At 70.6% G+C, this 14963-nt stretch carries 4 protein-coding genes; all 4 read right to left on the minus strand.

Annotated features, from left to right (window positions below):
- Window positions 1-26: 26 nt before the first annotated feature.
- On the minus strand, window positions 27-10499 hold the full coding sequence (locus ACAH41_RS14250; protein WP_325648991.1) for a filamentous hemagglutinin family protein: 10473 nt from the start codon (window positions 10497-10499) through the stop codon (window positions 27-29).
- 24 nt (window positions 10500-10523) lie between these two features.
- Window positions 10524-12155 (minus strand): ShlB/FhaC/HecB family hemolysin secretion/activation protein, encoded by a 1632-nt coding sequence (locus tag ACAH41_RS14255; RefSeq protein WP_325648989.1) that lies wholly within the window; start codon window positions 12153-12155, stop codon window positions 10524-10526.
- Window positions 12156-12374: 219 nt separating this feature from the next.
- Complete coding sequence (locus ACAH41_RS14260) at window positions 12375-13838, minus strand: hypothetical protein (RefSeq protein WP_325648987.1); 1464 nt, start codon at window positions 13836-13838, stop codon at window positions 12375-12377.
- Between the two features lie 196 nt (window positions 13839-14034).
- The gene (locus ACAH41_RS14265; RefSeq protein WP_325648985.1) at window positions 14035-14844 is read right to left on the minus strand and encodes a LuxR C-terminal-related transcriptional regulator; all 810 of its coding nucleotides are present in this window, start codon (window positions 14842-14844) and stop codon (window positions 14035-14037) included.
- Window positions 14845-14963 lie beyond the last annotated feature (119 nt).

Raw genomic sequence — 14963 nt, forward strand, 5'->3', positions numbered from 1 at the left:
TTTCTCTTGTTCGGATCGGAATGGAATCAGCCCTGGCCGAAGCCAAGGAACTCAAGCAGCAGCTGGCGGCGAGCACGTCGCTTGCGGCGGCGCTCCTCCTCGTCGTCGCCGGCCGCCTTGGCCGCGGTGGCCGCGGCGTCGCTGGCCTGCGCGAGGCCGGCCGTGACGCCGACGTTGGGCGCGGCCGGCGGCGCACCGACCACCGAGCCGCCGACGATGTCGTCCGCGCCGCGCACCACGTTCGCGCCCAGCGTCACGGTGCCGAGCGCACGGATGCCGGCCTCGCCAGCGTCGATCGCGCCAGCCGGCGCGTAGAGGTCCAGCGCGCTCCTGGCGTCCAGCACGGCGATGCCGCTGCCGCTGAACGAGCCGCTGGTGTCGACCTTGATGTGACCGTTCTCGTCCAGCAGATAGATTGGCGGCGGCGCGCCAGTGACGGTCTTCGCGCCTCGTCCGGCATCCACGTCGCCCGTGGAGGACCACAACAGGATGTCGCCCTTGGCCAGCGTGAAGATGCGCGACTGGTTGACCAGGATGTCACCGTGAGCGATGCCGGCGATGCTGCCGCCTGCCACTGTGACGATGCCAAGTTCGCTGGGGGACTTGCCGGTGGGGCCAGTCTCGCCAGCATTGACCATGCCGCCAGGGGTCAGCAGTGTGATGTCGGAGCCTTGCAGCGTGCGCAATTGGGTGCTGGGCAGCGAGATGTCACCGTCCTGCCGGCTGTCTGCCGGGAACAGCGCATTGATCGCTGCATAGCCCCGGTCGTAGGCGGCTTCCTTGTCCTCAGCGAGGCGGGCATTCACAGCCGCGCGGCCTTGGGTGCGCACCTCGTCCACCAACACCGCATTCAGCCGCAAAAGTTGGCGCTCCAGCGGCAAGGCCTCGAAAGCCGCCATTGCGTCGTTCAGTGCCAAGGTCTGGCCGGTCTGCTGCTGCATGAAGCTGACCAGCGCCTTGGCACCGGCCGGCGTGTCTGCTGCGGCCACGGCAGCCAGGAAGGGCTGGCGTTTGGCGGCGGGTTGTTGGCCCAGCGCCTCGGCGAGCATGGCGCCCGGCGCCGCGCCGCGCTTGACGGCAGACAGCGTGGCAAACGTCTGCTGCGCCTGCGAGCTGCTCTCGTTCTCGTGGCCAACGAGACCATGCACGTAGTGGGTCACGGCAGCCTGGTAGGCCGAGTCGCCCAGCAGGGCCTGCACCTTGGCCAGTTGCGCGTCTGTGCCCAGGGCCTTGAAGGCCTCGGCCTCGGGGCCGCCCAGCATTGGCGCTTGTCCGCCGGCCGCGCTCAGCAGCGCGTAGACGTCCCCGGCGCGAGCGGCCAGTGCCGCGGCGCCCAGCGCACCATAGCCACGCCTGGCGGCGTCCAGGTAGTCCGCGCCATCGGCCCGCAGGCCGGCCACCAGAGTCAGGTTGGCGCTGCCTGCGGCCAGGCGGGTCGAGTTGTCGACGTTGCCGACGGACTGGATGCCGCCACCCTTGCCCATCTCAATGTCGCGGCCCGCCAGCACGACCAGGTCGCCGGCGCCGGCGATTCGAACGGTGGCACTGCCGAACAAGACATCCCGACCGGCCTGCAGCAGGCTCAGCTCGGACACGTCCGCCGCGCCGGCCGAACCGTCCAGCCGCTGGGCCTGCTGCTGGATTTCGAGGCCGGAGTTGACGTTGCTGCCGGTCAAGGCGATGTCGCCTTCAGCGATCAGCCTCACCGGGCGGGCCGAGCGCAACGAGCTCTCCACTTCCAGGTTGCCGCCTGCGGCGATCAGGCGCACCGGCGTGCGGTCGGTGCGGTCCAGCCCGTTGCCGTCGCCACGCGACAGGTCACCATAAGACAGCGCGAGCCAGGCGCTGCCGGGCAAACCCTGTCCGGTCACGCTCTGGGCGTCGATGCCGCTGGCGTCGTTGTAGCTCACGTCCTGCGTCCAGCTCGCATTGACCTGCACTGGCGTGGCCAGTGTCAGGTCGCGTCCGGCCAACAGGTCAAGCCGGGCGCTCGCGCCTTCGGCCTGCTGGATCACGCCCGAGGCACCAAAGCCACCGACACTCAGCGAACCCGAGGGCGCAGCCATCAGCACCTGGGTCGGCAGGAGATTGAAGGCGGCGCCGCCAGGGTTCAATGGTGAGAGTGGCTCTGCGTCCGCGCGGTACTGAAGGTCACCACCGGCGGCGCGCAGCGTCAGCGAGGCAGCGCCGTCCAGGCCGCTGATCCAGGCCCCGTCGACCGCATGGCTGCTGACATCTGCGCCCAGCGTCAGGTCGCGCCGCGCGCTGATGTCCATCGTGGTGTTCTCGTGCGCCAGCTGCAGCCCGGCAGTGATCGCGTGACGATCGGTCAGCGCCTGGTTCTCCTGCCAGGCCACGTCACGGCCGGCCTGCACCGTGAGTTCCCGGCCGCCGGCCTGCACGAGGCCGCCGACCACGTCGCGGCCGGCCTGCACATGCACGCTGCCGCCGCCGTAGCTGTGGGCGCCGTCGGCATCGAGAAAGCCTGTCGTCGGCGCGGCCAGCATCAGCTCGCGCACGTCGGTGGCTGCGCTCACGTCGATGCGGCCGCCGCCGAACGAGGCCAGGCCGTGCTGGAAGCCGGATGCGTAGGCATTCGGATCGGAAGTCCAGTAGACCAGCGATCCGCGCTCGGTGATGCGCGTCCAGCCGTTGGCATGCGCCGACTGCAAGGTGTTGGCGTAGTACTGCTGGCCCGGGTCCGCGGTCACCGAGCGCGAGCGCACTGACTGGCCGGCGCTGACGCGCAGGTCGCCCGCATCCACGCGGAACTGGTCGGCCTGCCCCAGCTTCTTGCCCGCGGCCAAGGCCGCCGCGTCGCTGCTGCCCACGCCCCAGCTGTAGAGCCGGGTCTGGCCCTGGGTCAGGTCAATGTCGCGGGCAGCGGCCAGCGTGATGTCGCCGGTGGTCGTGCGCACCGTGGTGACCGCCGGCGTGCCGCTCTTCGTGCGACCGATGCTCAGGTCGGCATTGCTGCCGCGCTGCACCGCGTTGAAGGCGGCCGCGTTCAGGTCCGCGCCCGCAACGAAGCGCAGGCTGCCGCCGGCGCTGCTGAGCCCGCTCCAGTGGAAACCGGCGTCGATGGACGAGCTGACCGTCAGGTTGCCCGCGGCGCGCAGCGTGATGCTGCTGTCGCCGACATGGCTGGCCTCGCCGTCGTTCTGCAGCACGGTGGCGCGCTCGGTGGGCGTGGCCCAGGTGCCGCCCTGCATCGCCACCGACAGGTCGCCTTCGCTGCGGATCTCGGCGCCGGCATGGATGCGCAGCGCCGCGAGCAGGTCGGCATTGCCACCCGCCAGCCGGTTCGCCAGCAGTTCGGCCTTGCTGCCGTTGGTGCCGATGAAGTTCTGGCCTTCGGTGGCCAGCGTGCTGGCCAGCAAGGTGCCGGCGGCCGGTGCCGCGTAGTCGGTAACGGTGTCGATGCCGCCATAGACCTTGACGGCTTCGACGTCGATGCGGCCGGCGCCGGTGATGCTGGCTGCCAGCGGCGCGATGGCCACGCCGGCACCGTCGGGGTTGTCCGCGGTGATGCCTTGCCGCGCGGCGCGCAGCAGCAGCCGGCCGGCATCGCCCTTCTCGCCACCCGCCACGTCAATGCGGCTGCCTGCCTGCAGTTGCAATGTGCCGGTGCTGGCATTCAGTTCGACCCGGCCACCGTCGCCGCTGCCGTCCGCGGCCTGCGCCGAGGCCAGCAGCGCCGAGCCGGACGCCAGCGTCAGGGCATCGCGTGAAGACAGCGCGATGCGGCCACCGTCTGCGCCGCGGGCGTCCAGCGTGCCGCGCACGGTCAGCGCGCCGCCATCGGTGCTGAGCTCGATCTCGCGTGCGGCGAGCTGGGTCTGCGCGCCGACCAGCAGGTCACCGCTGCGCTGGTGCACGCGGATGGCACCGGCAAAGCTTGCCGGGTCGCTTTCGCCCATGCGTTGGGCCAGTGCGGCCAGGTCCACCGCCGCGCCGCTGTCGACCGACAGCTCCGCGCCGGTCTGGCCCTGGCTGCTGCCGACGAGCTGGCCGCCCAGCAACTGCACCGCGCCTTGCGCCGCGGCCAGGATGAGCCGGCCGCCTTCGGCATTGCCGGCAGCCGAGACGTTGATCACGCCGCCCTGCATCGTCACGTTGCCGGCCTGCGCGCTCAGGTTCACCTGGCCGCCGCCAAGGTCCACGCTGGCCTCGCCCACTGCCACCGTGCGGCCTGAGACGTCAATGCGGCTGCCGGCGCCCAGCACCACGCTGTTGCCGGCGCTCAGGCTCACATCACCCGCAGGCAGCACGATGCGGCCGTCCTGCTGGATCTGCCCGGCCTCGAGATGGAAGGCCGCGCCCAGCGCCGAAGGCGGGGCCACGCTGTCTGCAGTGGCCGTCAGCCAGGCCTTGCCACCGGCCTGCAGCGTGGCGTCGGCGCCAGCGGTTTCGGCGACCACGCCGCGCGACTGCAGCGTGACGTCACCGGCGCTGGCCAGCGCGGCGTCGCGCCCGGCGATCGCGATGGCGTTGTCGGCCTGCAGCGTCAGCGAGGCCGCGCCTTGGGCGACCGTGCGGCCGCTGTCCAGGCGGATGTCGCCGCTGCCGCCGGCCGCCGTGCTGGCGTGCAACGTGACCTGGCCTTCGCCGGCCTGCGCGGCGCCGCCGGTCAGGCCAGCGCTGTTCGTCAGCGTGATCTCGCCGGCGGTGATGCGGGCGCCGGCGCCGGTGGCTTCGATGGCGCGCAGCGTCGGCGTGTCCAGCACCAGGCGGTCCAGCGTGGGCGTACCGTCCGCCGCTTCGCCGAGCACGGCGCCGTCCTTGAGGTTCACGAAACGGTAGGCGTGCAGCGTGAGCTGGTCGGCCTGGCTGGCCTGGGCCAGCAGCGCGGGCGTGAGCGACAGCACGCCAGGCCCGCCGGCCGGGCCGCCAATGGTCAGCGTCGGCGCGCCCAGCGTCAGCTCGCTGGCCAGCAACTGGGCCGAGCCGGCGACCTTGGCGTCCTGCGTCGCATCCAGCAGCAGGCTGCCGCCGCCGGCCTGCAGCTGCACCTGGCTGCCGACGCTCAAGGCGCCGGCCTGCAGCGTGGCGCCCTGGCGGCTCAGCGTGGCACCGGGCGCGCTGGCCAGGCGAAGCGCGGCGCCGTCGCCCTGCAGGCTGTAGGTGGCCGGTGCGTCGGCCGCAGCGCTGGCAGGTGCCGCGCGCAGCACCGAGCCGGAGGCGATGTCGACCTTGTCGGTCGCGGCGATCACCAGGTCCGGCACGCCGAGCACTTCGCCGTGGGTGGCGACGGTGACGTGTTGCGCGTTGACATTCAGCGGCACGCTGCCGTCCGCCGCGGCGCTGCCGCTGCGTGCGCCCAGCACCAGCGTCTGCGCGCCAAGCTGGTTCAGCGTGGCAACACCGAGCTGCAGCGCGCCGTCTCCAGAGCCGCTTTCGGCCGCGCCGACGACGATCTCGGCCGCGCTGAATTCGGCCCGGCCGCCACGCCCTGCGGCCTGGCCGGTGCCGCCCTTGGCGCCCGCCATCGCGACCTGGCCCTGAAGCGTGGCATTGACGGTGGACAGCGCCAGCGTGCCGGCGTCCATCGGGCGCTCCAGCGTCGCAGAGCCGGCCGTCGCCGCGCGGTCGGTGAAGGTGGTGTTGGCCGATGCGCTGCGGACCTCGCTGCGCGTGCTGGCAATCTCGCGGCTGCTGACGCGCCAGGTGCTGGGCTGCTGGTCCGCGGCGCCGGTGCCGGCGGTCGACAGCCGGGCCCCGACCCAGACCGAACCGTCGGTCTGCGTGACGGCGGTGTTCAGCGCCAGCGGCGTGCTGGCCTTGACCGGCTCGACCAGGAAGGTGCCGGGCTGCAGCGCATAGCGGGCCGGCAGCAAGGTGTAGGTGCCGGCCGGCACCGGGCCGCCGGTGCCGATCTCGATCTGCCGGCCCTGGGCTGCGGCGCCGGCCAGCGTGTTGTCGTACAGCGCTGCGCCGTGCACCGTGGGCACCAGCGCATAGGCGCCGTTGCCGCCGGCGAACACGTCGGTCGAACCGCCGCGACCAGGCACGAAGCTGTAGGCCGCGAGGTCGCCGCCGCCGGACAGGTCCAGCTGCGCACCGGCGGCCACCGCCACGTCGGGTGAGTCGATGTCGATGCGCTTGGTCGGCGCGGCCGCGAGCACGCTGCCGTTCGGCGCCAGCCAGCGGTCTTCGCTGCCGGTGCCGTAGGGCAGCAGCAGGCCGGCGGCCGAGACCGAGGTGCTGCTGCCAGCCTCGAAGCGCACCGCTTCGCTGGCCTGCAGCAGGATCTGGCCCTGCGGTGCGCGCACCACGCCGCCCTGGGTGAGGGTGGCCGCGGTGATGCCCAGCGTGCCGCCGGCCGCGAGCGGCGCGGCGATCTTGGTGGCGTCCGCGCCGTTGCCGGCGATGCTCACGTCATGGTCCACCGCGCTGATGCGGAAGTCCACGCCGGTGCCGGGATAAAGCTGGCGCGCGCGCAGCGCAAGATCGCCTGCGGTGACCAGGCTGCCCTTGAGCGTGCTGTTGTCCAGGCCCTGCAGCATCAGGTCGCCCTCGGCCGCCAGCGACAGCTTGGCCAGGTCTTGCGTGACCCAGTTGCCCGAGACCAGCAGGCCGTCGCGCGAATGGATGCCCAGCGCGGCATCGCCGGCGCGGGCTTGCGGCAGCGGCACGGCGACGCCGCTCTCGACCTTGACGCCTTGCAGCTGCACCTGGCCGGCATTCAGCTGCACAGCCTGACCGGGCTGCACACCCAGCGAGCGCGAAGCCAGCGTCAGGGTGCCGGCCAGGTCCAGGTTGGCGCCGCCCAGGAAGCGCAGGCTGTCGCGGGCGGTCAGGCCCAGGTTGGCCGCGCCAGAGGCACGGACGGCCGCGGTGGAGACCGAAGCCGTGTCGTTCAGGCTGTCGATGGCGGCGGTGTCGCCCAGCGCCACGCCTGCGGTCTTCTCGGTCGGGCCGGCGCCAATGCGCAGTTCGCGCCTGGCGTTCTCTGCGTTGCCAGGCGAATTGCTCGCCACGGCCGTGAGCGCCACGTTCAGCGTGCCGCCACTGGCCTTGGCACCCCCGGCGTGCAAGTCGATGCTGCCTTCGGTGACCAGCGCGCGGTTGGCCTCGATGCTCAGCGTGCCCCCATTGCTGTCAACCTGCTGGCGCGCCCAGTGCACGCCGCCTTCGCCCAGGCTGCTGCGGTCCAGCTCGGCGCTGGCGCCATGGGCGGCCAGCGTCGCGCCCTGCTGGATCACCAGCACCGGCACAGTGGTCGCCGCGCCACCGGCCTTCAACGAGATGCTGCCGCCGTCCAGCACCTGGCCCTGGCGCAGGCCGTTGGCGCTGGGGCTCAGCAGCGTGGTGCCGGAGACGTCGATGTGGCTGTGCGCGCCCAGCCACAGCATCGTGTCGCTGGGTGCGCCTGCAACTTCTTCCTTGGTGGCCGAGACCGCCAGCGCGACCTTGCCGCCGGCGGTGTGCAAGGCGCCGTCCATCAGCAGCTGGTTGCGCGCGCTCAAGGACAGCGTGGACAAGGCGGTCGACTCGATCACCGCGCCTTCGTTGACGACCAGCCGGCCGTCGTTGGCATTGGTTCCGCTGGCGTTCAGGCTCAGGTTCACGGCGGCCGGCGCCACGCCGGGCATGGGGCCGGCAGTGGCCAGGCTGCGCCAGTCGCTGCCACTGGCGGCCAGCACGGCCAGCCGCGAATCGACCTGCCATTCGTCGCGCTGTAGCGTGACATGGCTGCCAGCGGCCACCTGCAGTTCGTGACGGCCGTCCAGCACGAAGCTGCTGAAGCCGCCTTGCTGCAGCAGCGAAGTGTTCACGAGCTGGGTGCCGGCAGCCGGCGCGGTGGCCGAGCTGCCGAGCTGCAGGCTGGGTGCGCTGAGGCTCAGCGTGCCACCGGTGGCCAGCGACTGGCCCAGCAGCTGGCCGCCGAGTTGCAGGCCAGGCGCGTCCGGCAGGTCGAGCGCGGTGTAGGCCAGCGCGATGCTGCCGGCATTGCCGCCGCGCAGCGTGCCATCGGCACCAACCACGGCGCCACCGGACACGTCGACCACACTGCCCTGGCCCAGTTGCACGCCGGTGTTGCCCGAAGCGGAAAAGCTGCCGCCAGCGCTGGCGGTGGTCGCCTTCGGCCCGTCGACCAGCGTGTTGATGAAGCGGCCCTGCAACTGCACCGTGGCGCCGTTCGCCAGTGTTGCCTGGCCCTGCTTGCTGTTCAGCTCGACCTTGCCGCCGGCGCTGCGCACCTGGCCGCCGAGTTGCACGTCGCCACGGCTGGACAGCAGCCGCAACGTGGCCTGGTCGCCCAGGTCCAGCGTGGCGTTGGTCGACTGGCCGAGCACCGAGACATTGCCGTTGGCGGCAATCGCCACCTGGCCGAAGCCGGCGTCCAGCAGCGTGTCACGCGCCATGCCGGACGCGGCAGGCAACGCTGCGGCCATCGCATCGGTCCACAGGCTTTCATCCACCTGGGGACCCTGGGTGCTGAGGTTGAAGAAGTCCAGCACCGCGTCGCCGTTGTAGGTGGGGCCGGTGCTGAAGTCCTGCTGCCGCTGGACCACCGCGCCGATGTTCAGGCTGCCGCGCACGGCCTGTGCGTCCAGGCCCTGCTGCTGGCGCGTGCCCTGGATCACGTGGGCGTCCATCGCGCCCTGTGCAACGACGCGCGGCGCGACGATGGCGACGCTGCCGGCGGCGCGGCCTTCTGTGTAGCCGTCCTCGTGGCGGGTGGGCGTCAGGCTGCCGTAGTTGACCTTCACGCCCCAGCGGTCGTAACCGGCCAGGCTGCCCTTCTGCAGGTTCAGCGCACTGCTGTAGACCAGGTCGGCCGGCGCGCTGTTGAGGTCGTAGAGCTGGCCGTTGCTGCCGATGAGCTGGGTCTCGCGCACCTCCGCCGCGGTGTAGGCCACCTGGCCGCCGGACACGTCAATGCGCGAGCCGGCGCGGGTCAGCACGCCGCTGCCGGCCGTCAGCCGCACCTTGCCGCCGGCCGAGAGCCGCTCGCCAATCGTCTGCTGGATGCCGTCGCGGTAGCCCTCCAGGCTGCCGAGCAGGGCAGAGTCCTGGCGCACGTCCACGGTGACCTTGCTGCGGTAGAGCAGGCCGTCCTTCTGGATCGGGGCGTCCTTCAGGTCGTTGCTGCCGAGCAGGCCGGTGGTGACGAAGAATTGCGAGACGCTGTCCACCGTGTCGGTGGTGCCGGACACGTCGATCAGCGCGTCTTCGGCGAGCATGATGCGCGAGGCATCGTCCACGCCCTTGTCGGCCGCGTAGCCGCGCGTGGCCGTGGGCTCGTAGTTGGGCACCTTCTCGGCCCGCACGTCCACCGTGGCGCCGGGCGCGATGATCTTCGCGCCGGTGTCCAGCAGCACGCTGGCGCCGGCCAGGTCGATGCGCGGTGCGACGAAGGTGGCGTTGCCGTCGCTGGTCAGCGGCTTGTTGCCGTTGAGCTCGGCCGCGTTGTCGGGGGCGATGACCGTCAGGCTGCCGGCACCCAGCACCAGCGTGCCGGCCTGCGTCGCGTCCACGCTGCTGGTGCCGGCCTTGGCGTTGCCCTGGGCGCGCAGGATGATGCTGCCGTTTTCGGTGACGCTGGTGGTCGCGCTGATGCGGCCCATCTGGTTCACCGTCATGCCCACCAGCGTGGTGTTGCCACGCGCGGTGCTGATCAGGCCGGTCGTCGTGTTCACGACGCTGCCCTGGCGGTCTTCCGCATCCTTCGGCCCCGCGCCCACCTCGACCAGCAGGCCACGCAGCGCCGGCACGTCCGGGTTGTTCTCGGACGCATACAACGGCCGGCTGCCGGGCTGCTGCAGGTAGATCGCGCCGCCACCGGCCAGCAGGGTCTGGCCGCCGGGCGTGCTGATGCTGCCGGCGTTTTCCACCCGCTTGGCGAACAGGAAGACCCGGCCGCCGTTGTCGGTGGTGATGGTCGCGCCTTCGTCCACGCGCACGAAGTTCTTGGTGTCGACAAAGTTGGCGGCCTCGCCGTCGTACTTGAAAGTCGGCGAAAGCGTGTTGTAGAGCAGGCTGTTGGTCAGGCCGGACTTGAACTCGTCATCGCTGAGGTTCAGCGCCGAGGCAATCAGCGAGCCGGTGTTGACCTGCGCGCCCTTGCCGAACAGGATGCCGTTGGCATTGATCAGGTAGATCTCGCCGCCCTTGGTGGCGCTCAGCTTGCCGAAGATCTGCGACGGTGCGGTGCCACCCGTCACGCGATTCAGCGCGCTGTAGCCTTTGTCCGCCATGTCGAACGTGACGCTGCTGTTGGCGCCAATGTCGAAGCTCTGCCACTGGTAGATGGCGCGCTGGCTGGTCTGGCTGATGCTCTGGTTCACGCCGCCATTGGCATTGGGCGTGTTGACCGGCGCGGCACCGCCGCTGCCATAGACACGCCAGCTGGCGGATGGCACCGGCACCGCGGCGACCGGCGGCGCAGCCGGCTTGGCCTGGGCCGCGACCCACAGCGGCCAGCAGGTCGCCAGCGCGGCCATCAGCGGGGTCAGCGAAGACGGGAAGCGAAGCGCGCGGGGGGAAGCCATGCCGGAAGCCATTGGTGAGGTCTCTCAGAAGCGCGCGGCCAGGCGCGCATGCAGGTGCAGGTCGTACTTCGCGGCGTTGGTGCTCGCGCGCAGCGGCCAGGCGAAGTCCAGTCCGCCTTCGGTCGAGCCGCTGGTGTCGCCGCCGGACCAGCGCAGCCCGAAGCCGGCGCCGCTGAGCGACTGCCGCGTGAGCTGGCCGGCCGGGGCATCGGTCGTGAAGACACGGCCGGCGTCGATGAAAAACAGCGGCGTGATCTCGCGCCAGCCCGGCACATCGGCCGGTGCCAGGTTGGCCACGCGCCACTCCATCGAGCCCAGCAAGGCGTGGTCGCCGGTGGCTTCGCTTTCGTCGTAGCCGCGCACGCTGTCGGCACCGCCCATCGAATACTGCTCGGGCCCGACCAGCGCATGCGAAGCCGCCTGGCCGCCCAGGCGCCACGACAGCGCGCCGCTGCCCAGGCGCTGTTGCGCACGCAAGTCCAGCCGGCCGATCAGGAAGCTGCCGTCGCCGCCCTTGCGCTTGCAGGCGAACTGGTCGTCCTCGCCGGTGCCGCTGTCGGCCGCCGGGCAGTCGACCTTGCGCTCCAGCAGGCCACGCGCTGCCGCGGTGACGCTGGCGTTCCACTGCATGCGCCAGTCGCCATCGCTCATCTGGTCGCTGTAGGCGAGTTGGAACGGCAGGTAGTGCAAGGGCGTGGCGATCTCGCCGGCACCGAACACGGTGCGCTCGCGCAGCAGCTTCAGGTCGGCGCCCCAGCTCAGCGTGGCGGTGCGTTCGCCGCCGTGGTGCGAAAAGACGGTGGCGCGGCGCAGGCCCAGCGTGGTGCCGCGGCCCAGCACCTGGCTGCCGCCCAGCGTCTCGACGTCGCTGTTCGACAAGGTCAGCGAGAGGTTCCAGCTCTCGGTCTCGCTGTCGGGAATGGTGTAGTTGGCCACCAGCACCTTGGACTGCGCTGGCGCCATCGGCGCGGTGATCAGGTTCAGCTGCAGCGCATGGTCGCGCTGGAACAGGTTCTCGTAGCGCAGCGTGGCCTGCAGGCGGACCGGCTCGGTGCCGGCCGAATGCTGGTTGTGCAGCTCGATCGAGCCGGAAACCGGCAGCTTGTCGTCGACCTGCAGCTCCACGTCCACCGTGCCGGGCAGGCGGCCGGGCTTGAGCACCGGCTGCACCCGCCTGTCTTCGCTGCGATTGACCTCCGCCAACTGCGTCTGCACACGGTTGAAGTCCGGCACGCCGCCCGGCTTCAGCTCCGCCACCTTGCTGCGGATGTAGCCCTGGTCGTGGTACTTCGAGCCAACAACATAGAGCGCACCGACACGGCCTTCGATGACGACCAGCCGCACCACGCCGCCGTCCACCCGCTGCTCGGGCACGTCGACCAGCACCGTCAGGTAACCCGCCTTCTGGTAGACCGCCTCCAGCGCGGTGCGCGCCGCGTCCACGCCCTTCATGCCCTGGCCCGGGCCGAGGAAGGGCTCGACGGTGGCCTCGATGAGTTCATCGGACAGCACGGTGTTGCCTTCGACCTGCAGCTCCAGCAGGTCGAAGCCCGCCGGCTGCGCCTGGGCGAAGGCCGGCGAAACGGCCAGCACCAGCGAAAGCGCGGGTGCGAGCAAGCGAACGCAAAAGACAGAAGCGGCGGCGAGATGATTCACGCTTCGCATGTTCGGTTGATGGGGTGACGCAGCGGCCCCGGTGGCATGGCCCGAATGGCCCATGCCAACCCGGCCCACGAGGCGGATTTGTGACGGCCGCCGCGGCGGCAGCGTCAGAACAAAAAAGGGTGGGGCCGCGCGATGTGGCACCCACCCTGCATGCGGCCCGGAGCGAACCCCGGGCCGGCCCGGCGCGAGGCCGGGAAGCGTTGTTGTGGCTTACTTGACGAGGCGCATCGGCGAGCACGAAGCCGCGACGTTGCGGTCCATGCGCGAAGCGAACTTCAGCGTGACCGGGTCGGTCTGGTCTTCGTAGGCGCCGGTGTAGCTGGCCGGAGCGGCCAAGACGCCTTGCTGGGTGTCCACGTCTGCAACGTTCAGCTGGGCAGCCTTGCCGCCGTTGGCGCGCAGGGCCGTCAGGAAGGACTTCACGTCCGCGTCGGTCAGCGTGGTCTTGCTCCACTGCATCGTGGCGTTGTAGACGAACTTGTAGTTGCCGATCTTGGCTGCGTCGCGGGTCGGCGAAACGCCGTCCAGCTTGACGAAGCGGTAGCCCTTGTCGGTGCTGGTGCCCGTCGGGGTCGGGGTGTTTTCGCGGCTCAGCATGCCGATGGCGTAGGCGGTGCCAGGCAGGGCTTCGACGGTGGTGCCCAGGCAGGTTTCGACGGCGCCGGAGCCCGAACCCAGGTTCCAGGCCAGCGTGCCGGTTTCGGCCAGGGCGGGCGAAGCGACGACGGAGGAGTTGTCGGTGCCAACGGTCTGGCCCACGGGCACGTAGGTCGAGGTGCCAGCGCCGCAGCCGGCGTTCAGCAGCTCGACGTTGAAGCTGGCCTGGGTGCCCGAGCCGATGTTGCGGCGGCAGACGTTGACCTGCTTGCCCAGCACCGCGGCGTCGACGCTGGCCGGCACGACGATGTTCCAGCCGCGCTTGTCGGCGGTGCTGCCGGTGAGTTGACCCGACATGGCCGCAGCGACGAAGGTGCGCGACAGCGTGGGCATCTTGTTCGGGGCTTCGTCGATCACGCCACCGGCGGCGATCAGGCCTTGGGCTTCCTGCAGTGCGCGGTACAGCTTCTTGTTGACGACCACACCCATGATGGTCTGGTTGAAGGCCTTGGAGTCAAGCGTCGTGGTGTCGACCTTGACTTGCGGCGCGGGCAGGTTGACCTGCTTCTGGAACAGCGCCGGCTCGACGTCGGACACGCCGGCATCGGCCAGGCGCGAGACGGTGTTGTTGCAGGCGAAGCTGGGCACCAGGATGTCGGTGGCCGGCGAAGCGTTGCCGGTGGCGGTGCAGGTGCCGTTGACGGCCATCAGGTCCTGCGCGGTGGCGGTGGCGATCGGGTTCACGCCCTGGAACGAACCACCGGCGTCACGCTTGACGAACAGCACCGGGGTGCCGACCACCCAGTTGCCAACCTTCTTCTTCAGGTTGCAGGAATAGGCGCGATGGTTGCTGCCGGAAGGCGCGGCACCGGTGCCGTTGAAGAACACGTCGAAAGACGACGGGTTGCACTGGGCCTGGAACCAGGCGCCAACGAACAGGCGCTGGGCCGAACCGCCGGCCATGTAGACCTCTTTCAAGGTGCCGGCGGTGCGGGCTGCGTCGATTTGGGCGGGGGTCAGGGCGTGGGCGCTGCCAACGGCGGCCAGTGCGGCCAGGGCGATCAGGCGAGTTTTCATGTGTGACTCCATCCAGGGAATTTGGTTGTCAGGGGAGTTGCGCTTCATACGGCGTGCAACAGACCTCACTATCACCAGCGGGAGTGACACCGCGAGGGGCGTTCAGGCCGATTGCGATGCGGCATTCGGACCATGCGCCGCAGGCCAGCTGTCATTCACCGCAGCCCGGGGCCGGCATCCCCCTAACCTGGCAAGCTCAGGCGATGAGCCTGCGTGCCATGGCCTCGGCGACCGCATGCGCGCGGTTGCGTGCGCCCAGCTTGCGCTGGATGCTGCGCAGGTGGTTCTTCACCGTCAGCGGGCTGATGCCCAGCAGCTCGCCGATCTGCGCATTGGCATGCGAATCGCGCACGGCCGAGAGCACCTGCAACTCGCGCGCAGACAGCGCCGATCCCTCGCCCACCGGCTGCCGGCGCGAGGCCAGCTGTGCCCCGCCCTCCGCCCTCAGCCAGGCAAAGTGCAGGTAGGGCACCCAGAGTTCCAGCGCCGTCAGCGCATCGGCCATGCAAGCCTCGCTGGCGGGCTGCTGGCTGACAAAGGCGAACAGCAGCTCCGGCCCGCCACGCGACAGGCCGGTGTGCAGCGCATGCACGCGCAGGCTGCGAAAGCCGGCCTCGCCCAGGCCCGCAAACAGCGGATGGGTGGTGTCGCCTTCGCGCCGGTTGCCCGGCGCCTCCAGCTGCGCCAGCGGGATTTGCAGCGCGCGCTCGTCACCCCGCTCCCACAGTTCCAGCAGGCGGCGCCACAAGGGCGCTTCGGGGTCTGCCAGCGAAAGCTTCAGCGCCTCTGGCAGCGGCACGCAGTTCAGCATGCGGGCCCGCCGCAGGCCGCGGCCACCGTCCATGCGGCACAAGGCCAGCTCGTGTGGCACGAAGCGATGGATGTGCAGCCGCAGCCAGACAAAGAACTGCTGCGGCGAGCCAATGGCGTGCGCAGCCTCCATGCCGCGCAGGAATGCGTCGCCAAATTCCAGCTGGCTGGACAGTGGTGGTCGCAGTGAATTCATGGACGGCCGGCCGCCTGGACGCGCCGTTCGCAAACTGGGTACTGCATTTGATGTCTCCTCCCGGAACGGGCGCGAGCTTAGGCCGCCAGCATGACCTTTACATGACGTTTACGCTTCTA

Source organism: Ideonella sp. (assembly GCF_041287625.1).
In the GTDB taxonomy this organism is placed as follows: Bacteria; Pseudomonadota; Gammaproteobacteria; order Burkholderiales; family Burkholderiaceae_C; genus Ideonella.

Bases quoted from the DNA above. Each gene is read 5' to 3' on its own strand.
- ACAH41_RS14250 (WP_325648991.1), bottom strand. From the start codon at position 10,499: ATGGCTTCCCCCCGCGCGCTTCGCTTCCCGTCTTCGCTGACCCCGCTG.
- ACAH41_RS14260 (WP_325648987.1), bottom strand. From the start codon at position 13,838: ATGAAAACTCGCCTGATCGCCCTGGCCGCACTGGCCGCCGTTGGCAGC.
- ACAH41_RS14265 (WP_325648985.1), bottom strand. From the start codon at position 14,844: ATGAATTCACTGCGACCACCACTGTCCAGCCAGCTGGAATTTGGCGAC.